Origin of the sequence: Kribbella sp. NPDC005582 (assembly GCF_040605415.1) — a bacterium.
GTDB lineage: Bacteria > Actinomycetota > Actinomycetes > Propionibacteriales > Kribbellaceae > Kribbella.
On the sequence record NZ_JBEXCU010000001.1, the window covers coordinates 1,135,005 to 1,159,132 of the forward strand.

General features: G+C 67.7%; 27 protein-coding genes. 8 read left to right on the top strand and 19 right to left on the bottom strand.

The features are described 5' to 3' along the window. Positions 1-141: 141 nt before the first annotated feature. Positions 142-765 carry a DUF899 family protein gene (locus tag ABZS29_RS05680; protein ID WP_355458871.1) on the top strand — a complete coding sequence of 208 codons (624 nt, stop codon included), beginning with the start codon at positions 142-144 and terminating at the stop codon, positions 763-765. Here ABZS29_RS05680 and ABZS29_RS05685 read toward each other — a convergent pair. From ABZS29_RS05685 to ABZS29_RS05740, 12 genes are all read right to left on the bottom strand, one after another. Continuing rightward, positions 762-1,805, bottom strand: a complete 1,044-nt coding sequence (locus ABZS29_RS05685) for an LLM class flavin-dependent oxidoreductase (protein ID WP_355458873.1) — start codon at positions 1,803-1,805, stop codon at positions 762-764. The genes ABZS29_RS05680 and ABZS29_RS05685 overlap by 4 nt on opposite strands. Then, the gene (locus ABZS29_RS05690; RefSeq protein WP_355458875.1) at positions 1,802-2,581 is read right to left on the bottom strand and encodes a DUF1684 domain-containing protein; all 780 of its coding nucleotides are present in this window, start codon (positions 2,579-2,581) and stop codon (positions 1,802-1,804) included. Before ABZS29_RS05690 ends, ABZS29_RS05685 begins: the two co-directional genes overlap by 4 nt. After that, a complete protein-coding gene (locus ABZS29_RS05695) occupies positions 2,578-3,675 on the bottom strand; it encodes an LLM class flavin-dependent oxidoreductase (protein WP_355458877.1) in 1,098 nt (365 codons plus the stop codon). Before ABZS29_RS05695 ends, ABZS29_RS05690 begins: the two co-directional genes overlap by 4 nt. Next, entirely contained in the window at positions 3,665-5,548 is a 1,884-nt protein-coding gene (locus ABZS29_RS05700; protein WP_355458879.1) for an FAD/NAD(P)-binding protein, read from the bottom strand. The genes ABZS29_RS05695 and ABZS29_RS05700 overlap by 11 nt, the downstream gene beginning before the upstream one ends. Beyond that, positions 5,545-6,861 (bottom strand): NtaA/DmoA family FMN-dependent monooxygenase, encoded by a 1,317-nt coding sequence (locus ABZS29_RS05705; protein ID WP_355458880.1) that lies wholly within the window; start codon positions 6,859-6,861, stop codon positions 5,545-5,547. Before ABZS29_RS05705 ends, ABZS29_RS05700 begins: the two co-directional genes overlap by 4 nt. Next, a complete protein-coding gene (locus ABZS29_RS05710; protein WP_355458882.1) occupies positions 6,858-7,934 on the bottom strand; it encodes an LLM class flavin-dependent oxidoreductase in 1,077 nt (358 codons plus the stop codon). Before ABZS29_RS05710 ends, ABZS29_RS05705 begins: the two co-directional genes overlap by 4 nt. Next, positions 7,931-8,986 carry an NADPH-dependent FMN reductase gene (ssuE, locus tag ABZS29_RS05715; RefSeq protein WP_355458884.1) on the bottom strand — a complete coding sequence of 352 codons (1,056 nt, stop codon included), beginning with the start codon at positions 8,984-8,986 and terminating at the stop codon, positions 7,931-7,933. Before ssuE ends, ABZS29_RS05710 begins: the two co-directional genes overlap by 4 nt. A 7-nt stretch (positions 8,987-8,993) precedes the next feature. After that, positions 8,994-9,938, bottom strand: coding sequence for an ABC transporter substrate-binding protein (locus ABZS29_RS05720; protein ID WP_355458886.1), 945 nt, complete (start codon positions 9,936-9,938; stop codon positions 8,994-8,996). Positions 9,939-9,947: 9 nt separating this feature from the next. After that, a complete protein-coding gene (locus tag ABZS29_RS05725; RefSeq protein WP_355458887.1) occupies positions 9,948-10,892 on the bottom strand; it encodes an ABC transporter substrate-binding protein in 945 nt (314 codons plus the stop codon). A gap of 10 nt (positions 10,893-10,902) precedes the next feature. Then, the gene (locus ABZS29_RS05730; protein ID WP_355458889.1) at positions 10,903-11,664 is read right to left on the bottom strand and encodes an amino acid ABC transporter ATP-binding protein; all 762 of its coding nucleotides are present in this window, start codon (positions 11,662-11,664) and stop codon (positions 10,903-10,905) included. Continuing rightward, on the bottom strand, positions 11,661-12,611 hold the full coding sequence (locus ABZS29_RS05735) for an amino acid ABC transporter permease (protein ID WP_355458891.1): 951 nt from the start codon (positions 12,609-12,611) through the stop codon (positions 11,661-11,663). The genes ABZS29_RS05730 and ABZS29_RS05735 overlap by 4 nt, the downstream gene beginning before the upstream one ends. Positions 12,612-12,721: 110 nt before the next feature. Beyond that, positions 12,722-12,796, bottom strand: coding sequence for a putative leader peptide (locus ABZS29_RS05740; RefSeq protein ID WP_355460830.1), 75 nt, complete (start codon positions 12,794-12,796; stop codon positions 12,722-12,724). A gap of 364 nt (positions 12,797-13,160) precedes the next feature. Here ABZS29_RS05740 and ABZS29_RS05745 point away from each other — a divergent pair, with 364 nt between their 5' ends. Beyond that, on the top strand, positions 13,161-14,000 hold the full coding sequence (locus tag ABZS29_RS05745; protein ID WP_355458893.1) for a M23 family metallopeptidase: 840 nt from the start codon (positions 13,161-13,163) through the stop codon (positions 13,998-14,000). Positions 14,001-14,004: 4 nt separating this feature from the next. Here the strand turns inward: ABZS29_RS05745 and ABZS29_RS05750 are convergent, their stop codons facing one another. Beyond that, positions 14,005-14,490, bottom strand: a complete 486-nt coding sequence (locus tag ABZS29_RS05750) for a GNAT family N-acetyltransferase (protein WP_355458895.1) — start codon at positions 14,488-14,490, stop codon at positions 14,005-14,007. A gap of 58 nt (positions 14,491-14,548) precedes the next feature. Here ABZS29_RS05750 and ABZS29_RS05755 point away from each other — a divergent pair, with 58 nt between their 5' ends. Then, complete coding sequence (locus tag ABZS29_RS05755) at positions 14,549-15,025, top strand: GNAT family N-acetyltransferase (RefSeq protein ID WP_355458896.1); 477 nt, start codon at positions 14,549-14,551, stop codon at positions 15,023-15,025. Here ABZS29_RS05755 and ABZS29_RS05760 read toward each other — a convergent pair. Further along, positions 14,994-16,085 carry a HAMP domain-containing sensor histidine kinase gene (locus ABZS29_RS05760; RefSeq protein WP_355458898.1) on the bottom strand — a complete coding sequence of 364 codons (1,092 nt, stop codon included), beginning with the start codon at positions 16,083-16,085 and terminating at the stop codon, positions 14,994-14,996. The genes ABZS29_RS05755 and ABZS29_RS05760 overlap by 32 nt on opposite strands. Further along, positions 16,082-16,741 carry a response regulator transcription factor gene (locus tag ABZS29_RS05765; protein WP_355458899.1) on the bottom strand — a complete coding sequence of 220 codons (660 nt, stop codon included), beginning with the start codon at positions 16,739-16,741 and terminating at the stop codon, positions 16,082-16,084. Before ABZS29_RS05765 ends, ABZS29_RS05760 begins: the two co-directional genes overlap by 4 nt. A 37-nt stretch (positions 16,742-16,778) precedes the next feature. Here ABZS29_RS05765 and ABZS29_RS05770 point away from each other — a divergent pair, with 37 nt between their 5' ends. After that, a complete protein-coding gene (locus ABZS29_RS05770; protein ID WP_355458900.1) occupies positions 16,779-17,429 on the top strand; it encodes a M15 family metallopeptidase in 651 nt (216 codons plus the stop codon). Here ABZS29_RS05770 and ABZS29_RS05775 read toward each other — a convergent pair. Beyond that, on the bottom strand, positions 17,426-17,941 hold the full coding sequence (locus ABZS29_RS05775) for an N-acetyltransferase family protein (RefSeq protein WP_355458902.1): 516 nt from the start codon (positions 17,939-17,941) through the stop codon (positions 17,426-17,428). The two genes, ABZS29_RS05770 and ABZS29_RS05775, sit on opposite strands and share 4 nt — an antisense overlap. Before the next feature lie 39 nt (positions 17,942-17,980). Here ABZS29_RS05775 and ABZS29_RS05780 point away from each other — a divergent pair, with 39 nt between their 5' ends. After that, on the top strand, positions 17,981-18,538 hold the full coding sequence (locus ABZS29_RS05780; protein WP_355458904.1) for a helix-turn-helix domain-containing protein: 558 nt from the start codon (positions 17,981-17,983) through the stop codon (positions 18,536-18,538). Here the strand turns inward: ABZS29_RS05780 and ABZS29_RS05785 are convergent. Continuing rightward, positions 18,505-20,004: an FAD-dependent monooxygenase gene (locus tag ABZS29_RS05785; protein WP_355458906.1), complete on the bottom strand. Its 1,500-nt coding sequence runs from the start codon at positions 20,002-20,004 to the stop codon at positions 18,505-18,507. The genes ABZS29_RS05780 and ABZS29_RS05785 overlap by 34 nt on opposite strands. A gap of 67 nt (positions 20,005-20,071) precedes the next feature. Further along, positions 20,072-20,680, bottom strand: a complete 609-nt coding sequence (locus ABZS29_RS05790) for a TetR family transcriptional regulator (RefSeq protein ID WP_355458908.1) — start codon at positions 20,678-20,680, stop codon at positions 20,072-20,074. A gap of 102 nt (positions 20,681-20,782) precedes the next feature. On the opposite strand from ABZS29_RS05790, the gene ABZS29_RS05795 reads away from it, so the two are divergent. From ABZS29_RS05795 to ABZS29_RS05805, 3 genes are read left to right on the top strand one after another with little or no spacing between them, the layout of a single operon-like run. After that, entirely contained in the window at positions 20,783-21,985 is a 1,203-nt protein-coding gene (locus tag ABZS29_RS05795; RefSeq protein WP_355458910.1) for a TerC family protein, read from the top strand. 26 nt (positions 21,986-22,011) lie between these two features. Then, positions 22,012-22,839: a TrmH family RNA methyltransferase gene (locus tag ABZS29_RS05800; protein WP_355458911.1), complete on the top strand. Its 828-nt coding sequence runs from the start codon at positions 22,012-22,014 to the stop codon at positions 22,837-22,839. Between the two features lie 10 nt (positions 22,840-22,849). Further along, positions 22,850-23,221 (top strand): VOC family protein, encoded by a 372-nt coding sequence (locus ABZS29_RS05805; RefSeq protein WP_355458912.1) that lies wholly within the window; start codon positions 22,850-22,852, stop codon positions 23,219-23,221. 1 nt (position 23,222) lies between these two features. Here the strand turns inward: ABZS29_RS05805 and ABZS29_RS05810 are convergent, their stop codons facing one another. Next, positions 23,223-24,017 carry a methyltransferase domain-containing protein gene (locus ABZS29_RS05810; RefSeq protein ID WP_355458914.1) on the bottom strand — a complete coding sequence of 265 codons (795 nt, stop codon included), beginning with the start codon at positions 24,015-24,017 and terminating at the stop codon, positions 23,223-23,225. Positions 24,018-24,128: the final 111 nt, after the last annotated feature.

Below are 24,128 nucleotides of genomic sequence, written 5' to 3' on the forward strand. Positions count from 1 at the left end.
GGCGCACTGTGTGCCCCCCTCTGTCCGACTCGGAAATCATACCGGGTCCCAGGGAGTGCTTTTGACCAACCCCCGATGTCGAGATCGGTCCGGCGGCTCCGACGTAGCGGTGAAGGCATCCAGCGACGAGAGGACGATCAGATGACCGCGCTACCGGCAGTGGTTTCGGCCGAGGAGTGGGAGCAGGCCCGGGCCGAACTGCTCGCGGCCGAGAAGGTAGCGACCCGAGTGCAGGACCAGCTGGCGGCGCAGCGACGCCGGCTGCCGATGGTCCGGTTCGGCGAGTACACGTTCCAGTCGCCCACCGGCCCGGTGACGCTGCTGGAGCTGTTCGGCGAGCAGCAGCAGCTGGCGCTCTACCAGTTCATGAACGTCGGCCCGAAGCGCTTCTGCCCCGGCTGCACGAATTTCACCAATCAGGTGACATATCTCGAGGGGCTGGCGAGTGACGGCGTGGCCTGGGCGACCGTCTCGGACATGCCGCTCGACCAGATGAGCGGCTACTGGAAGAAGCAGGGGTGGACCGTCCCCTTCGCCTCCTCAGCCGATACGACGTTCTCTGCCGACTGCGGAGCCGGCGGCGGCTTCCTGCTCAGCGTGTTCCTCCGCGACGGCGACACGGTCTACCGCACCTACTCGACCGGCCAGCGCGGCGTCGACCGGCTGATGTTCGTCCCCAACATCCTCGACCTGGCGCCGTACGGCCGGCAGGAGGAGTGGGAGGACTCCCCCGCCGGCTGGCCGCAGCACCCGACGTACGGTTAGTTCCAGACCCGCGACAGGTACGCCGAACGCAGTACGGGCATGACGTCTGTGACGAAGGTCTCCACCGAGGCGCGGTGCTCGGCCTCGGGGAGGCCCGGCACCTCCAGCGAGACGCCAGACAGCTCATGCCTGAACGCCTCCTGGTAGCGGCCGAACTTGTCGATCACCTGCTCCGGCGACCCCACCAGCACGGACCCCTGCTCGAGAAACTCCTCCAGCGTCGTGAACGGGAGCTGGTTGTGCCGAGCACCAGGTGAGTCCATGAACGCGTCGAAGATCGGCCGGTAGCCATCCAGCGCGTCCTGCGAGCTCTTGCGAACGTAGAGCCCATTGAAGCCCGCACCGACTACCGCATCGGCCGGATCGCGGCCGTACGCCTCCCAGCGCTCCCGGTAGTGCCGGATCAGCGCCGCGTACTTCGCCAGTGGGTGGAACCCGTTCGCGGAGAACAGCGGGTCACCGAAGCGCGCCGCGAGCTCGGTGGACTCCTCCGACGAGGCCGAGCCGTGCCACAGCGGGATGCCATCACGACGGAAGGGCCGAGGCTGGGTGGTGGCATCGACCAGGTCGGGGCGGTACTGACCGGACCAGTTCACTCCGGTCTCTCGAAGCAACCGCCGCAGCAGCTCGTACTTCTCCCGGTTCCGATCCCACTGTCCGTCCAGGTCGTAGCCGAACAGTGCGTTCTGGTCCGGGTCGTTCCCTTTACCGATGATGATGTCCAGCCGCCCACCGGACAGCTGGTCCAGCGTCGCGTAGTCCTCTGCGACGCGCACTGGATCCAGCAGCGACAGCACAGTCACTGTGGTGAGCAGTCTGATCCGAGAGGTCGAGGCGGCGAGGTAGGACAGCACCACGGGCGGCGACGAGGAGATAAACCGCTGCGCGTGCCGCTCCCCCACGCCGTACCCGTCGAAGCCGAGCTCCTCGGCCCACTGCGCCTGCCGGACCACGTGCTGAAAACGCTCGTACGTCGTCAGCTGCACACCACTGATCGGGTCCGGCGAGTTGTCGATCAGGGTGTAGGTACAGAACTTCACCGGACCTTCTTCTCGCCGGCTGTGACCGGCAGACCGAGCTGGTTGCCGGTCACAGGCGCCGGGCAGGTGCCGAACGCTGTGAAGGCAAAGGGCAGGTTGATGGCACGGTTGAAGTCGATCAGCACCGAGCCGTCGGCCTCCACGACTCCAGTGGTGACAGTGCGCCAGGGCGCGGTCTCGGAGCCGTTCGTGCCGTCATGGAACGACAGCGAGAGCCGACCGTCCGAGGCGGCCGTCGCCACCAGCTCGTACGCCGCGTCGCCCAGCGCGAGGTGGACCGTACCCACCGCAGTGACGTGCTGACGCAGGTCGTCGCGTGCCGTGGACACCTCGACCCGCTCCGGAGCGCCGTACGGCGTGTACCAGCCGCGCACCACCCACTGCGGATCCAGCGGGTACGTCGGTACGCCGGCGAACCCCTGTCGTGTCGCGGCACCGGGGTCGCGCTGGCGGACGGCGTACCGGCCGCCTCGGAGCACCAGCTCGACCAACCGGTTACCGAAGAACAGCCAACTGAGCGAACCGGCCTCAGCAACTGTGGCGGACACAGTCCCCGCTACCGGCACACCGTTCAGCGTCAAGGAGCCGTCAGCGGTGACATGCGCCCGACCGTCGGCCACCCACCACTCTCCGGGCAGCCCGGACAGCGCTGTGGGCTCAGGACTCAGCCAGTCGAACCCGACGATCGACAACCAGCCATAGTCCGTGTTGAGGTCCTGCTCACGCGCCGCGTGCCAGGTACTCCAGTCCTGCTCCAGATCCGACACAACTGTCATGAGGCCAGGTCCTTCCGGGATTCACGGTGCGCTACTTCGGAGCGGACCAGGGGGATGACATAGCGGCCGAAGTCGACCGCGTCGTCGTAGATGTCGTAGCCACGGGCCGAGAAGATCCGGATGCCCAGGTCGTAGTAGTCCAGCAGCGCCGCGGCGATGGTGTCCGGCGTACCGACCAGTGCGGTCGAGTTGCCGCCACCGCCGGTCAGACCGGTCGGGCCTGTCCACAGCGCGCGGTCGTGGCGCTCCCCCGCCGCGACCGCCTTGAGCAGTCGCTGGGAGCCGGCGTTCTCCGGCGTCTTGGAGCGCAGCCGGGTCAGACCACCAGCTTGGACGTCCTTGATCCGGCCCAGGATGCGCTCGGCCTTCTCCCACGCGAGCTCTTCGGTCGCGCCGATGATCGGCCGGAACGCGATCTGGATCGTCGGCCGATCCGCACGGCCGGCCCGCGCTGCTTCGGCATCGATGGTGGCCAGCTGCTCGCGCGTCCCAGCCAGTGGCTCACCCCAGAGCGCGAAGATGTCCGCCTCGGCCGCACCGACGGCGTACGCAGCTGCCGACGAGCCACCGAAGGAGATCCGCGGCCGCGGCTGCTGGACCGGTTTGATGTCCGCAACGAACTGCTCGAACTGATAGTGCTTGCCGGCGAAGTCGAACCGTTCGTCGGAAGTCCAGGCCTGCTTGAGGATCTGGATGAACTCCTGCGTCCGCCCGTAGCGGTCGTCCTTGCTCAGGAAGTCGCCTTCGGCCGCCTGGTCCGCGGTCGAACCGCCGGTGATGACGTGGACCTCGAAGCGCCCGCCACTGATGTGGTCGAGCGTCGCGAAGGTCTTGGCGGTCAGCGTCGGGTAGGCGACGTTCGGCCGGTGCGCGACCACCAGGTTGATTCGCTCGGTCCGGCCTGCGACGTACGCCGCGACCTGCGCCGGATCGGGAGAGCCGGAGTGGTACGCGAACAGGATCCGGTCCCAGCCGTTGTCCTCGTGGGCGCGCGCCAGCTTGGTGGTGTACTCCAAGTCGAGCGCGCCACCGGTCCGCGGCTCGACCTCACTGGCCGGGTTGGTCCCGGCGATGCCCAGGAACTCAACTGGCATGGCGTTCTTCCTTCCGTACGGCGGGTGCGAGCAAGGTGAGCAGGTTCCGGGCGACGGCGTCGTTCTGCCGGAAGCCGGGACCGTTGAAGTGCGGACGAGAGAAACCGGAGGAGCCGGCCGAACCCGAGACCGACGGCCCGAGCAGGAACAGCCGCGGATGCACGGAGCCGTCGGCGCGAATCGCGCGGCTCTGCGCGTCCGCCTTGAGTTGACCGCCGCCGAGACTCGTCCCGTCCGCGGCGAACAGTTCGTCGGCCGCGAGCGTCCCGTCGGCGAGCAGCCCGCGCAGCAACGGGTCCGTAGCAGCCAGTACGTCGGGCCGCGGCAACCGCGCCTCGACGAAGGCGCGAGCCTGGATCGTCCCAGGGACTGCCGGCGACCGCGCCACGAAGTGGTCGTTGTCGATGGCAACTTCGAGATCAGGGCCGGCGAACCGGACGATCCCGGCCCGGTGCAACGCGAGCAGCTCCTCGAGCCGGCGCGGCGGCGGACCGCTCGCCACGAACGAGAAGAACCCATGCCACTCGGTCTCGACCCGCCGGACGCGGTCCTCGTCCGAGAGCCGTCCTTCGGTGATCGCGACCGACAGCACGCTGTAGATGCTCAGCAGTGCGTTGAAGACGGCCAGGTCGGCCGAGTACTCGGGGTTGGCACGCCGGCGCAGGTCGTTCTCGATCAACTCCGTCAGGAACTCCTCGAAGGAGAACCAGTCATCGAAGAACCGCCCGCGCAACGGCCGATCCACCTCCGACCGAACGAACCGATCCAACGGATCCGGTACGGCGTCCGCCACCGCAGCCACGAATTCCGGGGCATCGGGCAACGACCTGTCGAGTACCTTCTCGAACGCAGCCCACTCCCACCGAGTCCGTTCCGGGTGCGCGGTGAACAACTGCTGGTAATGCGCGAAGGCCAGTTCCTTGTCGATCAGCGGCTGCAACTGAGTATCGAAGTCGAGCACTCCGTTGCCGAGGGCATCAAGCGCGGCCTTGGTCAGGTAGCGAGTCGGCACCGGCTTGCTCCCGGCAACTGTGTAGCCGAGTTTGGCGTGGTACGGCACGCCGCGCCGCGAGCCGACGTACAGGATCGGTTCGGCGCCGGACGGGTGATACGTGAGTGCGCCCTCGTTGTCGTCGTACCAGCCGCCGCGCGCTTCGGTGAGCAGGACCATCAGGTCGATGAAGGCCTGGCCGAAGCCGCGCACGATCACGCGCTCGCGGGGCTGCAGTCCACCGAGGTCGACGTCGGCGGTGTAGCCGGGTGGGATGTAGGTGAGACCAGCCGCTCTGGCGCGGGCGGCCCAGGCTTCTTCCGATGCCGTCGGCAATCGATCGAGATACCCGAGAGCCAGTACGACGAGGTCCGCCTGAATCTCGTGGCCCGACGCGAGGATCACCCGCTGATCGGGCGTGAGTTCGACGGCTCGCTCGAGATGCGTGGTGACCGTGGCCGGCAGGTCGCGGACGACCCGCTCCCAGACCCAGGACAGGTACTCCGCCTGGACCAGCCGGGGCGGGAAATCCATCGGACCCGGCTGCTCGATCCCGGCGCGTTCGAGGATCGTCGCGCCCGCGCCGGCCACCCAGGTCGCGAGGTCCGGGCCCGGCGTGATCGGGCCTTCGCAGTCGACGGACTCGTCGGTGAAGATCGTGACGTCCGAGGTCATCGAGTTCATCCACAACAGTCGGGACTGCTCCCGCCGCCAGATCCGCCCGCCACCGGCAGGGAACGGGTCGACGACATGGATCTCGACCGGACCGTCGCCGAGCAGCTCACCGGCATTCGCCGCGAACCGCTCGAGGAGGCCGACCGTGCGCGGGCCACCGCCGACGAACACCACGGTCGGCCGGCGGTGGATCGTGCTGACACTCATTGGGAAAGACCTAGGTGCGAGCGGAGCGTCGTACCGGTGTACTCGGTGCGGAAGACGCCGCGCTCGCGAAGCAGTGGCACGACGCGGTCGACGAAGTCGTCGAGGCCGCCGGGCGTCAGGTGCGGGACCAGGACGAAGCCGTCGGCCGCGTTCTCCTGGACGTGGCGGTTCATGTCGGTGGCGACGGTGTCCGGGGAGCCGATGAAGGTCTGCCGGTTCTGCTGGTTGATCACCGTCTGCCGCAGCGACCAGTTGTTGGCCTCGGCCGCTTCGCGCCACTCCTTGACGATCGAGGCCGGGTCGTTGAAGCCGGTGCGGCCTTGAGTGACGTTCGAGCCGATGACCGGGTCCTCCTCGGGGAGCGGTCCGTCCGGGTCGTACGCCGACAGGTCGCGGCCCCAGATGAGTTCCGCGAGAACGATCGCCGTGGGACCGGAGACCTGCTGCTCGCGGATGTGCCGTGCCTTCTCGACCGCCTCGGCGTCGGTGTCGGCGACGACCACTGTCACGGCGGGCATGATCTTCAGCGATTCTTCGGTGCGGCCGTGTTTGGCGAGGCGGTCCTTCACGTCTTTGTAAAAGGTCTGCCCGGCCGCGAACGAGCCGTGCCGGCTGAAGATCACGTCCGCGCCCGAGGCCGCGAAGTCGCGGCCTTGATCGCTGTCGCCGGCCTGGATCACCACCGGCCGCCCTTGCGGCGACGGTGGCAATCCGAACCGGCCCCGGATCCCGAAGTGCGCGCCGTCGTCCGCAAAGGCCCCAGTGCCTTCACGGGCGAACATGCCCGCCTCCTGATCCAGGACGAGGTCCTCGTCACTCCAGGAGTCCCACAGCTTCCGGACGATGCGGAGCGATTCCTGCGCCCGGACGTAGCGGTCGGCCTTGTCGAGGTAGCCGCCACGGCGGAAGTTCTCGCCGGTGAACGCGTCCCACGAGGTGACGACGTTCCAGGCCGCGCGTCCGCCGGAGAGGTGGTCGAGGGTGGCGAGTCGTTTGGCGAGTTCGTACGGCTCGTTGAACGTCGAGTTGACGGTCGCCGCGAGGCCGAGATGCGTGGTGACCGCGGCGAGAGCGCTGAGCACGGTCAGCGATTCAGGTCTGCCGACGACGTCGAGGTCGTGGATCTGGCCTTTCACTTCGCGCAGCCGCAATCCTTCGGCCAGGAAGAAGAAGTCGAACGTACCGCGCTCTGCCGTTGCTGCGAGGTGCCTGAACGACGCGAAGTCGATCTGCGAACCGGATTCGGGGTCGGCCCACACCGTGGTGTTGTTCACCCCCGGGAAGTGCGCCGCCAGATGGATCTGCTTGCTCATCGCGCCCCCTCCGCAAACCGGTTCACCGGCCGAGCCAGTCCGAGCCGACTCCGCAACGTGGTCACCCGCTCAGACTTGTTTGCCTGCAGCAACGGCAGCAGCCGGTCCGCGATCACCGGTACGTCGAGCTCCAACGAGGCCGGCCGGAAGTGCACACCGTCAACACCCAATGCCTGCCACTCGCGGATAAGTTCAACCAGCCCGTCCACCCCACCGACGTAGTCGAATGCCAGCCCATCCGCCCGACGCTCTGCCGCCACCGGATCCTCATCCAGCAGTACGCCGATCGAAACCAGCACCAGCGGTCCCCCACTCCCCGCCGCCGGCTCCCCCGCGCGGATCGCCTGCACGCGGTCCGCGAGGTTCTCGATGCCTGGCAGCAGCACCAACTCCGCGTCTGCTGCGGCTTCCAGAGCTTCCGGGGTGTTCACCCGGACTGCCGTGAGCGGGTGGCCTTGCGGGGGCCGGGGCACGATCGACGGACCCTTGATGCTGAAGGTGGGCGACTCGTAGTTGACGTAGTGGAGGCGGTCGCGGTCGATGAAGCGACCGGTGGGGGCGTCGCGGATGATGGCGTCGTCGTCCCAGGAATCCCACAGGTTGCGGCTGACATCCACCACGTAGCGGGCTTCGCGCCAGAGGTCTGCGGTGGGAGCGGGGTCGCGGCGGCCTATGACAGCTGCTGCTTCGGCGGAGGTGGAGACGTCGGCGACCCAGCCGCCGCGGCCTGCGGAGACGTAGTCGAGGGTGGCGACCGAGGCTTGGACGTGGAACGGCTCGGTGTGAGTGACCGTGATGGTCGGCAGCAGGCCGATGCGCGACGTCGCGGGTGCGATCCGAGCCGCCAAGCCAAGTGCATCCAGCCGGACACTCACCGCGCCGGGGACGTCCGCGGGGGCTTCCAGCGTGTCCACGAAGGTGGCGATGTCGATCCCGGCGGCCTCCGCACGTTGAACAGCACGCAACGCCAGCGAACCCGTGAGGATCGCCCCCGGGTCGACCTCCGGCCCACGCCACGCGCCGAGATGCCCGCCGGCGCCGTCGATCTCGAGGGAAGTGATCAATCGACTCATGAGGCCACCTTCAGAGCGCGGGTGAGGTCTTTCGTGAACGGCAGCGGACCGATCGACTCCGGGTCGGCGTCGACGTCGAACTGCGGTTCGAAGCCGACGGCTCGGTAGAGCGCGGCAGCCTCCGGCTGGCGTGGTCCGGTCGTCAGATAAAGCTGCCGGTAGCCGAGATCGACAGCCGCCTGCTCCAACTCCGCGAGCACGCGACGCCCGAGCCCTTGCCGCCGATGCAGATGCGACGTCCACATCCGCTTCACCTCGGCCGTCTGGTCGTCGTACCGGCGAATCGCCCCGCCGGCCACGGTCTGGCCGCCGTACCGGAGGAGGACGAAGGCGCCGCCGCTGTCGGCGTGGAAGTCGGTGGGTGGGACCTCGGTGAGCTGGGTGTTGTCGTTCGTCTGTCCGTAGCGGGTGCTGTATTCGACGACGAGATCCGCGAGCAGCGGCGCCGCCTCGGGGTCCTCGGGTCGAGCCCGCAGCACCTCGATCGCCGCGGCCTGCACTGGCGGACTCTCGACCGGCTCACCGCCTTCAACGGTGGTCAGGAACGCCTCGGTCACCTGGTACAGCGGCACCGACGCGACCTGATCCAGCAGTACGCCGCCACCGTCGTACAGGTTGATGTGTGACGACAACACGAACCAGCCCTGCGTGATCGCGCTCGGACCAAGACTCGACAGCACCGGCCGCAACGCGTAGTCGATCACCAGCACGTGCGCGGGTGTCCCACCCGTTGCCAGCGGCAACACCGTCTTACCCTTCAGCGCGTACTGCGGCAGCAGGTCCAGGAACACCTTGAGCAGACCGGCGTACGCCGCCTTGTACACCGGCGTCGTGACGACGACGGCGTCGGCAGCCTCCAGCGTCTTGACGGCCGCCGCGATACCGGGGTCGTGCGCATCGCCGTGCAGCAACGGCGCGGCCGGGAGGTCGCGGAGCACGATGGGGGTGACCTCGTGCCCGTGACTGATCAGACGCTTGGTGACGTACTCGAGGACGGCGTCGGTCCGGGACGGTACCGACGGGCTGCTGGAGATCGTTGCGATGGTCGCCATGTCGCTCCTACTTCTTCGGGAGTCCGGGTGGGTTGACCAGGGACTTCGGGACGGCTTCGCCCTGCAGGCCCCACTTGGCCAGCACCTTCGCGTAGCTGCCGTCAGCGATCGCCGCGTTCAGCGCGTCGGCCAGCGGCTTGGCCAGACCGTTGTCCTTCTTGGTCATCACCCCGACGAGGCCCTGGATCGGGTAACCGGACGAGACCGTGCCGACGATCTCGGTCTTGTGCTGCGTCGCCACGTGGTACGTCGCGTTCGGGTTCGGACCGAGGTACAGATCGATCCGGCCGGACTGCAGCGCGAGGAAGGTGTCGGCGGACTGCTGGTAGTACTTCAGCTCAGCGGGCGGACGCCCGGCGGCCGCGTTCTGCTTGTTCCACTCCAGGAGAATCGCCTCCTGCAGCGTGCCCGAACTGACCGCGACCTTCTTCCCGGAGATGTCCGCTGGGCCGGCGATCTTCAGGCCGGAGCCCGTCTTCGCCTCGAAGGCATGCAACCCGAGCCGGTACGTCGCGAAGTCGTACTTCTCCTTGCGCAGCTCGGAGACGCCGATGTTGGAGATGCCGACCTGGTACTTGCCGGAGTCGAGTCCCAGGAACAGGTTCTCCCAGCTGGTCGTCTGCACCTCGGCCTGTACGCCGAGCACGCTGGCCACGAGATAGGCGATGTCGATCTCGACACCGATCGGTGTCTTGTTGTCGTCGGCCGTGAACCCGAGCGGCGGCTGGCCACCACCCGCCGAGCCGTTGCCGACGACCAGCTTCCCGCTCGCCTTCACCGCCTCCGGCAACTCGGCCGCGATCGCGTCCACCTTGGAAGACGTGATGTGCGCCTGCTTGCCGGACGTGTCGAACGACACCACAGACGCGTCCGTCTTCGGCGCCTCGGCCACCGGATCGGCGCAGGCAGCCAGCGACAACAGCGCAATACCGACCAGAATCTTCTTCAGCATGGTTGTTCCTCAGTCCGTGATCGGCAGGCCGGGCGGGTTGATCTCGGACTTCTCCACCGCTTCCGAGCCGACGTTCCAGCGATCTAGGACCTTCGCGTAGCTGCCGTCGGCGATGGCCGCGTTCAACGCCGCCTGATACGCCTTGACGAGGCCGCTGTCCTTCTTCGTGGTCGCCGCGATCAGCCCCTGCAGGGTCGGCCCGGCGCCGGAGAACTTGCCGATCGACTCCGTCTCGCCACCGGTCTTGATGTGGTACGCGATCGACGGGTTCGGTCCGAAGTACCCGTCGATCCGGCCCGAGCTCAGCGCGAGATACGTGTCGGTGTTCTTCTGGAAGTACTTGATCGTCGCCGCCGGCAGCCCGGCCTTGATGTTCTGCTCGTTCCAGTCGACCAGGATCTTCTCCTGGTTCGTGCCGGACCCGACCGCGATCGTCTTCCCGGCGATGTCCTTGCCGGAGGTGACCCGCCAGGTGCCGCCCTTCTTCGCCTCGAACGCGATGTCGTCCTTGCGGTACGTCGCGAAGTCGTACTTCTGCTTGCGCTTCTCGGTCACGGTGATGTTGGTCAGCCCGACGTCGTACTTGGCCGAGTCGAGCCCGACGAACAGGTTCTCCCAGCTCGTCACCTCGATCTGCGGTGTCAGGCCGAGCTCACCGGCGAGCAGGTAGGCGATGTCGATCTCGAGCCCGATCGGCGTCTTGTTGTCGTCGGCGTAGAAGCCGAGCGGCACACTGCCACTGCCCTGCCCGCTCCCGACGATCAGCGTGCCGCGCTCGCGGATCTTCGCCGGCAGCAGCGCGGCCGCCGCCTCGTTCTTCTTCACCTCGACCCGCTTCTGGTCGGCCGACGTGTTCACACCACCGGTCTCGGCGGCCACGTTGGTCGTCGGGTCTCCGGCACATGCAGTTGCTGTGAGCAACAAAGCGATGGCCAGGATCAGGGGACGTCTCATGTCAGTTTCCTCAGAGGACTTTGGAGATGAAGGCGCGCGTGCGCTCGTGGACGGGGTGGTCGAGCACCTGCTCCGGCGGGCCCGACTCGACGATCACGCCGCCGTCGATGAAGACCACCGTGTCGGCGATCTCCCGGGCGAAGCCGATCTCGTGCGTGACGACGACCATCGTGGAACCGTCGCGGGCGAGCTCCTTGATCACATCGAGGACTTCACCGACCAGCTCCGGGTCCAACGCGCTGGTCGGTTCGTCGAAGAGCAACACCTTCGGCCGAAGCGCCAATGCACGGGCGATCGCGACCCGCTGCTGCTGGCCGCCGGACAGTTGCCGCGGATACACGTCGGCCTTGTCGCCGACACCGACCCGCTCCAGCAGTTCGCGGGCGACCGGCTCGACCTCGCTGCGCTTGCGCCGCTGCGCGGAGACCGGCGCCTCGACGACGTTCTGCAACGCGGTCAGGTGACCGAACAAGTTGAAGTTCTGGAACACGAAGCCGACCTGCGACCGCTGGTGCAGGATCTCCCGCTCACGCAGCTCGTAGAGCTTGTCGCCGCGCCGCTTGTAGCCCATCAACTCGCCGTCGATCCGGATCAGCCCGCGGTCGACCTTCTCCAGATGGTTGATCGACCGCAGTAGCGTCGACTTCCCCGAACCCGACGGCCCCAGGATCACCGTCACCGTGCCGGCCCGGACCTCGAGATCCACTCCCTTGAGGACCTCGAGCTCACCGAAGCTCTTGTGCACGCCCTTGATATCGACCATCGCGCTCATCGCTCGGCCCTCGCCAGCACCCGTCGTACTCGCTGGATAGGTGTCGGCGGCAACGATCGCGCCGTACCGCGGGCGAAGTGCCGCTCCACGTAGAACTGGGCGATCGACAGCAAAGTGGTCAGCACGATGTACCAGACGGTCGCGACCATCAGCAGCGGTACGACGCGGCTGTTGCGGCCGTAGATCACCTGCACCTGGTAGAAGAGTTCGGGGATCGCCATCACCGAGACGATCGAGGTTCCCTTGAACAGACTGATCACCTCGTTGGCGCCGTTCGGCAGGATCGACCGCATCGCCTGCGGCAGCACGATCCGGAAGAACTGCCGCAGCTTCGGGATCCCCAGTGCGGCAGCGGCTTCGGTCTGACCAGCATCGACCGAGATGATCCCGCCGCGAATGATCTCCGCCGCGTACGCCGCCTGATGCAACGCCAACCCCAGTACGGCGGCGCTGAGCGGACCGAACAGGTTGTTCGTACTGAAGTGCACGAACTCGGGTCCGAACGGAATGCCGAGGCTCAGTTCCTGATACAGGTAAGCGATGTTGAACCAGAACAGCAGCTGCACGATCAACGGGATCGACCGGAACGCCCAGATGTAGCCCCAGGCAACGACCTGCAGGAACGGACTGCTGGACAGGCGCATCGTCGCCACGACGGCACCGAGCGCGAAGCCGAGCACGGTTCCGTAGACGGTCAGCTGGATGGTCACCCAGAGCGCCGAGAAGATCGTCTTGGTGGTGAAGAACTGGAAGAACGTCGGCCAATCCCAGCCAGGGTTGGTGACGAGCCCGTGCACGAACATCGCCAGCAGGGTCAGAACGACCGCGACCCCCACCCAGCGCCAGGGGTGCCGGCGACCGATGACGGGCAGATCGGCATCACCCAGTACGGCGGCGGCCGGCGGATCGGAGGTGTCCTGAACGGAGGTGAGCGAAGTGGTCGACACGGGCTTCTCCCTGGCGGTGGGCAGGCTGACGCGGGCACGGCGGCGCGGACGTCCGGACGGGGACGCCTCGGCGGTGCGGAAGGGGCGGAAAAGGGCAGGCGGAAGTGCGGTCAGCGCCGACAGAGAGCGCTGGAGACCCGCAGCAGGTCGATGTGGAGGCGGTAGTACGGCAGTGCGCGCGTCATTCCCGTCTCCTCCGTTTGCCACTGAAATCTGCGGACTCACTCAGTATGGGACGAACTTGAAAGATCAGTAAGTTGGTCGACAAACCTCTCAATATGTGGACGCCTTATAACGGCTCCAGCGGGTCCCTCCGGACCACTTCGCGGGTGATCCCGGTCACGCGGTAATCACCGTTTCAATCAGGTGCTTGCACGCCTGAGCAGGTACGAGGCGAAGGATGGCAGTCACTGAGCGTGGCTGAATTCCGAGATCTGGTTGCAATCCGCGTTTGAGCGTCCCGTGACCTGCTCGTTATGGTCGTTGAGCTACCGAGCAGTCCGCTCGGCAGCTATCCCCACTTGGAAGGCCCTCGTGTCCTCTCAACCTGTGGCCAAACACCGTTCGAAGGCCCGTAACAAGCAACGAAGTAGCACCCGCCGGACGCAGCTGGTCGGTCTCACCGCCGCCCTCGCCGCGACCGCGGGCACCATCGGATTCACCGCCTCGATGGGCGGGACCTCCACGGCGAGCACCGGACTGAGCCCCTCACAGGCCGACGCTCTCACCGCGGCCCGGGTCGACCGTCGCGACGTCGGTTCCCGCGACACCTCCCGGATCGACCTCTCGCTGGCCGAGGCCAAGGCGTACCAGGAGCGTGCCGCCCGCAGCACCCTGACGGCCCGTCGTGCGCTGGCGCTCTCCGCCGCGAAGGCGAAGTCGGCCCGGATCGCCGCCGCCAAGGCCAAGGCGCTCGCCGAAGCGAAGGCCGAGGCGAAGGCGGCTGAGCTGGCGAAGGCCGCCGCAGCCGCCAAGGCGCGGGCCGCCGCTCCGCGGATCGTCCTGCCGACCACCGGCTACCACCTGACCGCTCGCTTCAACCAGGCCGGCGGCCGTTGGGCGCACAACCACACCGGCCTCGACTTCGCCGCCGCCTTCGGAACTCCGGTGCGAGCGGTGATGGCCGGCGAGGTCATCCAGGCCGACTTCGAAGGCGCCTACGGTCGCCAGGTGAAGATCCGGCACGCCGACGGCACCGTGACGTCGTACAGCCACATGTCCGAGTTCGACGTCTCCGTCGGCGACAGCGTCTCCGCCGGTACGGCGGTCGGCGCGATCGGCATGACCGGCAACACGACCGGTCCGCACGTGCACTTCGAGGTGCTGCCCGACGGTCAGAACCCGGTCAACCCCGAACCGTGGCTCCGCGCCCACGGCGTCACCCCGTAGTACGTCAGAGGGTCTTCGCCATGGCGAGGGCATCGATCAGAGTGCCCTCGATCATGAACTCGTCATGGTAAAGACCCTCGACGACGAAGCCGTGCCGTTCGTAGAGCCGCCGCGCGGCCGCGTTGACGGCATGCACGTTCAACGAGAGTTTGCGCGCTCCACGGCGACGCGACTCGTCGATCGCGGCCGTGATCAGCGTGCTCGCCACACCCCGGCCGCGCGCCGAGTGCGCAACAGCCAGGCCGTTCACCGCCAGTACGCCGGTTCCCTCGGGGAACGGGTACTTGTCCTGCAACCGCAGGTATCCGACGACCGCCCCGCCGTACTCGGCGACGAGGTGGACCTCCGGCCCGCTCCGCGCGAAGAACGTGTCGCCCAGCCCGTCGGTGAACGACGGAAATCCCGACGAGGCATCCCAGGCCGACCGCTCGATCTCCAGCAACGCCTGGTCGTCGGCCTGAGCCGCCCAGCGCACCTTCACCTCACTCATCTCCCCATCCTCACCCGCCAGGCAGGTCATTCCGAATCCGGGTGAAAGACTGCGAGCCGTGCGAACCCAGGTCGTGACGACGGAAGACCAGGCCGAACTGAAGCAGTTCTTGGAGGACGCCGATCTGACGCTGAGCGGGCTCGACGATCCCGGGGTGCTGGTCTGGATCGACCGTGACGACTCCGGGGCGGTCATCGGCAGTACCGGCTTCGAGCTCAGCGCCGACCGTGACCACGCTCTGATCCGGAGCGTCGCCGTACATCCGGATGCGCGGGGCGGAGGCTACGGAACCGTCCTGGCCCGGTTCGCGTTGGACGAGGCAGCTCGCCAGGGCGCAGGCTCGGCGTGGCTGTTCAGCCGGCGCTCCGGCCCGTTCTGGCAGCGGCTCGGCTTCGAGCGGGCCGACCGCGACGCACTAGCCGCGGTGCTGCCTGACACCCACCAGGTCCGCCTCTTCACCAAGACCGGCCAACTCGAGCGCGAGGTCGCCTGGTCCCGCCCGCTTACTCCGCGAGGTCTGCCGGCGGGAGAGTGACGGTGACGGTGAGGCCGCCGTCGGGATTCGGGGTGAGGTCGAGAGTGCCGTGGTGGGTTTCGACAATGCGGGCGACGAGAGCCAGGCCGAGGCCGTGGCCGGCGCCGTAGCGGTCCTTGGCGAACGGTTCGACGAAGGTGCGGACCTGGGCCGGATCGAGGACCGGGCCGGTGTTGCGCACGATCAGCCGGCCGGGAGACAGCGCCAGCGTGACCGAACCACCAGGGCCGAGGTTGTGCCGGATGGCGTTCTGCACCAGGTTGGTGACCAGTTGGTGCAGCAGGATCTCGTTGCCCTCGACAACCGCCTCGGCCAGGGCGGTCTCCACGGTGATGCCGGCTGCGCGCGCCTCGGACGTCAGTACCGGGAGCGCCGTACGGACGACGGCGGAGAGGTCGACCGGGTCGAGCTCGACCTCGCGGTTGTTCAGCGCGGCCAGACTGAGCAGCGCCTCGACGATGTCGATCCCGCGTTGGTTGGTCTCTGCCAGCCGTTTGACCAGCTCCGGTACGTCCTGGTGCTCCGGATCGGCCTGGGCGACATCGAGCATCGTCTTCATCACGGCATGGGGAGTGCGTAGCTCGTGCGAAGCGTTCGCGGCGAACCGCCGGTACTGATCGAACGACGCCTGCAGCCGATCGAGCATCGCGTCGAACGTGTCCGACAGATCGGTGAACTCGTCGCGGATTCCGGTCAGCCCGATCCGGTGATCGAGCGCGCCGGTCGCCGCCCGCTGCGCCGCGGCGGTGATCTCCTGCAGCGGCTTCAGCATCCGCCCGGCCAGGAACCAGCCGCCGACCAGCCCGATGATCGCCAGCAGCCCGATCGCGTATGCCGACAACTTCACCGTCAGATCGAGAATGTCACCCCTGGTCGGGACCGGCCCCTGGTCCCGAGGATTGGCGGGGGTGAACGGATAGTTCGGCACGATCCGGAAGACCAGCCACAGGATGCACGCCATCACAGCACCGGCGACGACCAGCAGCCCGGCGTAGCTCAAGGTCAGCCGCAGCCGAACGGTCAGCCGCGGGCGCCAGGTGATCAGCCCCTGATCGCTCACGAGCCCATCCGGTAGCCGACTCCGGGCACGGTGTGGATCACCCAAGGATCACCGAGCCGCTTGCGTACGGCGGAGATCGTGATCCGGACCGCGTTGCTGAACGGGTCAGCGTTCTCGTCCCAGGCCTTCTCCAGCAGCGTTTCCGCGCTGATCACGCCACCGCGTGCGGTCATCAGGACCTCCAGGACGGCGAACTGTTTGCGGGTCAGCTTCACGTAGCGGTCGCCCCGGTACACCTCGCGCCGGAACGGGTCGAGGCGGACCCCGGCGTACTCGATGACGGTCGGCGTTGCCGCGGAAGGGCGCCGGACAAGTGCTCGGAGCCGGACGATCAGCTCGCGCAGCTCGAACGGTTTGGTCAGGTAGTCGTCGGCGCCGAGCTCGAAGCCGGCCACCTTGTCGTCCAGGTCACCGGCCGCGGTCAGCATCAGCACCCGGCACCCGATGCCCTGCGCAACGATCTGCCGGCAGACCTCGTCGCCGTTCGGTCCGGGGATGTCCCGGTCCAGGACGACCACGTCGTAGTCGTTCACCGTCACGGCCTCCAGCGCCGCGTCGCCGTCGAAGGCCAGGTCGGCCGCGATCGCCTCCAGCCGCAGCCCGGCCCGGAGCGCCTCGGCGAGATAGACCTCGTCCTCCACGACCAGCACCCGCATACCGACCATTGAAGCAGGCCGGACGTATCGAAAACGTATGCCGAAACGTAGACGCTCCGGCAACATCGGCTCAAGTGAACTGTTCGGCATGATCGAAACCACACCTCGTCGCTCCAGGGCCCTGATCGGGCTGGCGATCGTTGCCGCGGTCACCAGTTTTGGTCTGTTCGCCTGCTCCGCGGTCTCCACGTCCGGTGGGCTCGACACCCCGCCGCCCTCCGGTACGCCGCGCGGCAAGTCCGGTGGCGGCAGCAGCCTGCCCGGTTCCGCGGACGGCAAGCTGCCGTCGGGAACCAGCGCCTTCGACACCGATCTGCCGGGGGTCGCCAACCTCGACCCGAAGCTGCGCACCGCGATTCAGAAGGCGGAGCTCGAGATGAAGGCGGACGGCATCCCGATGCAGGTGACCACCGGCTGGCGGAGCAAGAAGTACCAGATCGAGCTGATGAACAAGGCGATCAAGCAGTACGGCAGCCGCGAGAAGGCGCGCAAGTACGTCGCGGACCCGGACGAGTCGCACCACGTCACCGGGCACGCCGTCGACATCGGCCCGACCGACGCCGACGACTGGCTGATTCGCAAGGGCAACAAGTTCGGCCTGTGCCAGACCTACTCCAACGAGATCTGGCACTTCGAGCTGGTGACCACGCCCGGCGGCGACTGCCCGCCGATGACCACGCCGAGCTAACGCGGTTCTTCCGGCGGATCCGGCAGTACGGCGAGCGGCCGTTGCACCCAATCCACGTCGTGCCAGCCGCCCAGCTTCCAGCCGATCTTGCGGTAGGTCCCGATCGGCTCGAACCCCAGCGCCTTGTGCAGCCCCACGCTGGCGTCGTTCGGCAAGGTCATCCCGGCGACCGCGGTCCGGTACCCGCGAGCGATCAGCCGCTCGAACAGCGCCTCGTAGAGCGCCCGCCCAGCTCCGGTACGACGGCGGCCGAGCTCCAGATACACGCTGACCTCGCACGACCACCGGTACGCCGCTCGTGGCTTCATCGGACCGGCGTACGCGTAACCGGTCAACTGGCCGGCGTCCTCGGTCACCAGCCAGGCGTGCGTCTCCAGCGCCTGCTTGATCCGCGCGCCCATCTCCTGCGGCGTCGGCGGCTCGGTCTCGAACGTGATGGCGGTATCGGTGACATAGGGCGCGTAGATCGCCGCACAGGCTGCGGCATCCTCCGGGCCGGCATCTCTGATCATGTAATGATAGTAGCCATAACTGTCGCTATAGTGGCAAGCGTGGATCTCTCCGACTCGCTCGCCGCGACAGTGCACGCCGCCCGAATCGCCCAGGACCTGTCCGTGAACGCGCTCGCCGAGCGCTCGGGCGTCTCCCGCGCGATGATCACCAAGATCGAGCGCGGCGAGGCCCAGCCGACCGCGGTCCTGCTCGGCCGGCTCTCCGGGGCGCTCGGGATGACGCTGTCCGAGCTGGTCGCTCGCGCCGAGCACACCGGCGACCTCCTCCGCCGGGCAGCGGATCAGCCGGTCTGGACCGACCCGGCCACCGGCTATCAGCGCCGGGCGCTGTCCCCCGTGACCGACGGGCCGCTCGAACTCGTCGAGGTCGAGCTCCCGCCGGGCGCCTCCGTCTCGTATCCGGCGGACGCCTACATCTTCAAGACCCAGCAGTTGTGGATCCTCGAGGGTCGGTTGGAGTTGCACGAAGGACAGGAGGTGCATGAGCTGGACGCCGGTGATTGCCTGCAATTAGGCGCACCGGCCCCCACCACCTTCCGCAATCCGACCGACACCTCCTGTCGTTACGTCGTTGCGCTGGTCAAGTCGCGCACCTGAAACCACTTCGCCAGCGCGGCCCGCAGCCCTTCGTCGTCATCGGCCTCGTCGGCGGCCCAGGCGACGTACCCGTCCGGCCTGATCAGCATCGCGACGCTTTGCTCGCTGGTGCCGGTGACCAGATCCACGCCGCCACCGGCATGGGCTGCGTACGGCGACCCGTCGAGCAGGTCGAGTAGGACCGGCCGGCCGGAGCGGAGGATCTCGGCGAGGCGAACACCGTCCACGGTCAGGTCGGGAACCGAGCGGCCGATCAGCGGATGCGGACCCTCGAAGTACCGGATGTCGGCGCCGGAGATCAGATCGGCGATGTGCTGGACGACCGCCGGCTTCTCGAGCAGCTCGGCGAAGACCTGGCGCAGCGCCGTGATTTGGGGGCCTGGGGCAACCAGTGCGGACTGGGCCTGGGTCTGCAGAACGACCCGTTCGCCGACCGGGCGGCGCTCGGACTCGTAGGTGTCGAGCAGCCCAACAGGTGCTCGGCCCTGGACTTCGGCGGCCAGCTTCCAGCCCAGGTTGAGGACATCCTGCAGGCCGAGGTTCAGTCCCGGACCGCCCATCGCCGAGTGCACGTGGGCCGCGTCGCCGACCAGCAGGACCCGGCCCGCCCGGAACCGGTCGGCGATCCGCGTGTTGCCGCCGGCATTGCGCCGTACGAACGGGGTTTCCTGGGTCAGTGGGAGATGAACGCCAAGCACGCGGTCGACGCTCGCCTGGAGCTCGTCGAACGTCATTTCCTCCTCGGGCGCCGCGTCCCACTCCGACGTGCTCACCAGGGCCGGCCGCCCCGGGAACGGCGCGTACACGAACAGGCCGCGGTCCGACCGGTGATGCATGTACGGCGGTACGTCGCCGTACCCGGGGATCCGCAGTACGCCGGTCCTCGGGTCGAGGTACTCGGCGGGGACCGTGGCGTGGCCGGCGCGGGAAACCGTCTGGTCGTCCGTGACGCCGACAAAGTCGATGCCGGCGAGTTTGCGGGTGAGACTGCGACCTCCATCGGCGCCGACCAGGTACTTAGCGCGCAGTGTGTAGTGACCATCAGGACCGGCGACCTCGACGGTGACGCCGGTGTCGTCCTGGGTGAACCCGGCCAGCTCGTGACCGCGGCGGAGCTCGGCGCCGAGCTCGACCGCACGCTCCTCTAGGACAGCTTCGATCTTCGGCTGCGGTGACGGCAGGATGTAGATCGGGTTGTCATCGATCAGCCGCAGGGGCAGGCGCATCGCGGCGAAGATGTACTCCGGCCGCGGCTGCGGTCCCCCGGGCGATCCGCCGAGCGGCTCGGCGAGACCGCGGCGATCGAGGGCCCGGGCGACCTGGCCGACCAGGCCGTTCGCCCGCTGCTCGTTGCTGCGTTCAGCGAGGCGTTCGAGGACGATCGGGTGGACTCCGGCGAGCCGGAGCTCGGCGGCGAGGAGCAGGCCGTTCGGCCCGGCTCCGGCAATCACGACATCGGCATCCATGGCAGTTCTCCCTTTCAAGGGCAGGACTCAGCACCCCGGCTGCTTGCCAGGGGTTCAGAGGTGAGATCTAGGAGGGTTCGGGCAGACCGGCGGTAATCCGGTCCAGGACCTCGTGGAACAACTCGAACATCGGCCGCGGCGGATCGGCCCGCAGCCACTCGTGCGTCGCGGCCAGCTGGGCAGCGCCGACGACCTCGGCGACCAGGCGCGGATACACGCCGGTGGTGCCCGTCCGCTCTGCCACCACGGCGGTCAGCTCGTCGATGACGGCCGCCTGAGCCCCTGCGAGCGCACCCTGCAGCGCGGGCTCGGTGACCATCAGCCGCACGCCGGCCAGCCAGTTCTCGTCCGGCAACAGCTGGCCGGAGTTCTCGCTGTCCCCGAGCTCGAAGCCGGCGTTGACCGCGACCCGGATCGCGTCCCACAACGGCTCGTCGGCCGGTCGCGCCCGGAGCGCGGCGTTGACCGCCAGCCCGCGATCGACCTGCCGAGCGGCGATCGCCTCGGCCTTGCCGGCGAAGTAGTTGCGGAAGGTACGCAGCGAGACCCCGGCCTCGGCCGCGATCTCCTCGATCCGGACGTTGCTGTAGCCGCGTTCGACCACCAGCCGGATCGCCGCCCAGCTCAGCGCGATCCGGGTCTCCCGCTTCTTCCGCTCCCGCAGCCCTTCGGTCATGTCCTCGACTCTACACAATTTTGCCTTTTAGGCAAAGATGCCTTTTCGGCAACTTTCTTGGACTTGTCCTGTGCGGCGGTGCCGCCGTGATTGGCTGGCCCCATGACGCTGGTCTGGGTGCTGACCCTGCTCGGGATCATCGGGCTGCTGCTGTTCGACTACTTCTTCCACGTCCGGTCCGCGCACGTGCCGACCATCCGCGAGGCCGCGGTCTGGTCCAGCCTGTACGTCGGGATCGCGCTGCTGTTCGGGGTCGGGACACTGATCTTCGGCGGCTCCGCGATGGGGTCGGAGTACTTCGCCGGCTACGTCACCGAGAAGGCGCTGTCGGTCGACAACCTGTTCGTCTTCCTGATCATCATGACCAGTTTCCGGGTGCCTCGGGAGAACCAGCAGAAGGTGCTGCTGGTCGGCATCGTGGTCTCGCTGATCGCGCGGGCCGGCTTCATCTTCCTCGGCTCGGCGCTGCTGAACACGTTCTCCTGGGTGTTCTACCTGTTCGGGATCGCGCTGCTGCTGACCGCGGGCAACATGCTCAAACCGGAGACCGAGGAGTCACACTCGGCGCAGAACATCGTCGTCCGGCTGGCTCGCCGGATGTTCCGGACCAGTCCCGACTTCGATGGCGACAAGCTCTTCACGACGATCGACGGCAAGCGGCTGATGACGCCGATGCTGCTGGTGATGGTCGCGATCGGCGGGACCGACCTGATGTTCGCGCTGGACTCGATCCCGGCGATCTTCGGCCTGACTCAGAACGTCTTCGTCGTCTTCACCGCGACTGCGTTCAGCCTGCTCGGCCTCCGGCAGCTCTACTTCCTGCTGGACGGCTTGCTGGACCGGCTGATCTACCTGTCCTTCGGGCTGGCCGTCATCCTCGCCTTCATCGGCGCCAAGCTGATCCTGCACGCGTTGCACGAGAACAACTTGCCGTTCATCAACGGCGGTGAGCACATCGAGGTCGGCGAGATCAGCACCGGACTGTCGCTCGTGGTGATTCTGGTCGTGCTGGTGCTGACGATCCTCGCGTCGCTGTTCAGCACCCGCGGGCGGACCCAGACCGCGATGGCCCACATCCGCCGCGACGCGACGGCGTACCTGGACGAGGAGTACACCGACGATCCGGGTGAGCGCGAGCGGATCTTCCTTCGCCTGCTGCGCGCCCGCGACCATATCGTGGCCCTGGGCCCCAAAGCCCGCCAGCAGGTCAAGAACGAGCCGGAGCTCCTGGCCCTCTGCCACCAGGTGGCCGAAACCCACGCCACGCTGCACGAAGGTCACACCAGGGGCTACATCCAGCCCTAACATCTCTTCGCTACTAGGGTGGGCGGATGCAGCGGATCTCGACGCGGAACGCCCGGTTCCAGGTGTGGCAGTCGTACTTGGGCAATCGGAACAAGCGGCAGCGGGCCGGCGAGTTCCTCGTCCACGGGGTGCGGCCGATCTCGCTCGCGGTCGACCACGGCTGGCCGATCCGCGCTGTCATCCACGACGCCGCCCGCCCGCTCTCCACCTGGGCTCGCGAGCTGCTGACCCGGTTGCCCGGTGTCGAGCGCATCGCCATGGAGCCTGCGCTGCTGGCGGAGCTTGGCGAGAAGGACGAGCCGGAGCTGATCGCGGTCGTGGAGATGCCGGCCGACGACCTCGACCGGATCCCGGTCGGTCCGGACTTCCTCGGTGTCGTCTTCGATCGCCCGACCGGCCCCGGCAACATCGGCTCGATCATTCGGTCGGCCGACGCGTTCGGTGCTTCCGGCGTGGTTGTCACCGGGCATGCCGCCGACATCTACGACCCGAAGGCGGTGCGCGCGACCACGGGCTCGTTGTTCGCCGTACCGGCGGTGCGGGTTCCTTCGCATCGCGAGGTGATCGACTGGGTACGCCGTACTGACGTGCCGATCGTGGTCGCGGGGACGGACGAGTCGGGCACGGTCGACGTCTTCGACTTCGACTTCACGCAGCCGGCGCTCGTGCTGATCGGCAATGAGACCAACGGGTTGAGCTCCGCCTGGAAGGAGGCCGCGGACGTCTTGGTGCGGATCCCGATCACCGGCGCCGCCAGTTCGCTCAACGCGGCCAACGCGGCGACCGCCGTACTGTATGAGGTCTCGCGGCAGCGTTCCCATTCGTTCAAGACGTCGGTGCCGCCCGCGCTCTAACGTCGTCGGCATGCGACCACAACCCATGATCGCCGTGCGCGATGTCGAGAAGAGCAGTTCCTGGTACTGCGCGGTGCTGGGCGCCGTGAGTGGCCACGGCGGACCGGAGTACGAGCGGATCCTCGTCGACGACGTACTGGTGCTGCAGTTGCATCGGCTGGACGTCTCGCATCATCACGGCACCTTCGGTGATCCCACGCAGCCGCTGGGGAACGGCGTCGCGCTGTGGTTCGAGACCGACGATCTCGGGGCGGCGGCTGACCGGGCTCGTGCGCTCGGCGCCTCGGTGCAGACCGACGTCCATCACAATCCGAACGCCGGCCACGACGAGCTGTGGTTGCGCGATCCGGACGACTACCTCGTCGTCCTCGCGTCGGTGTAGGTCAAGCAGTGCAAAGGATCTCGCCGTGCAGGATCGAGATCCAGCCGTCCGGCCGGGTTGCCCAGTCCCGCCACGCCGCCGAGATCCCCTCCAGCGTCGCCTCCGGTACGCCGGCCACCCGCGCCTGATCGGCCATCGCCGACTGCAGGATGCGGTCGGCCCACATGCCGCCCCAGAACGCCCGGCCCTCGGGGTCGGCGAAGGTCCAGTTGCTCGCCGTCGACTCGACCTTCACGAACCCGGCCTCGAGCGCCCACGACAGCAGCCGCCGACCAGCGTCCGGCTCGCCGCCATTGGCGCGGGCCAGCTGCTGGTAGAGCTCCATCCACTCGTCGAGCTCGGGGAGCGTCGGATACCAGGCGAAGGCGCGGTAGTCGGAGTCGCGAGCGGCGACGATTCCGCCGGGTTTGCAGACTCGGCGCATCTCGCGCAGTGCCTGGACCGGATCCGCGACATGCTGCAGCACCTGGTGCGCGTGGACGACGTCGTACGTGTCGTCGGGGATGTCGAGCGAGTGGACGTCGCCGACGACGAACTCGATCTCGAGGTCCAGTTCGGCGAAGGTCTCGCGGGTGATCGCAATGGCCTTCTCGGTGGCTTCCAGCGCCGTCGTTCGGCCCGGTTCGACCAGGCGAGCGAGATCGGCGGTGATGGTGCCCGGGCCGGCGCCGATGTCGAGCAGCGACATCCCGGGGCGCAGATGCGGGAGCAGGTAGCCGGCCGAGTTCTCCGCGGTGCGCCAGCTGTGCGAGCGCAGTACCGACTCGTGATGGCCGTGTGTGTACACGTTGTTCATCCCAGGCTCCTTTGCCTTCGCTCCGACGCTTCACCGTAGCTCAGAGTCTTGCTTTATGAGACATATCGTCTTACATAGCGATATAACTATCGTGTCCGGATCTGGCCAGAC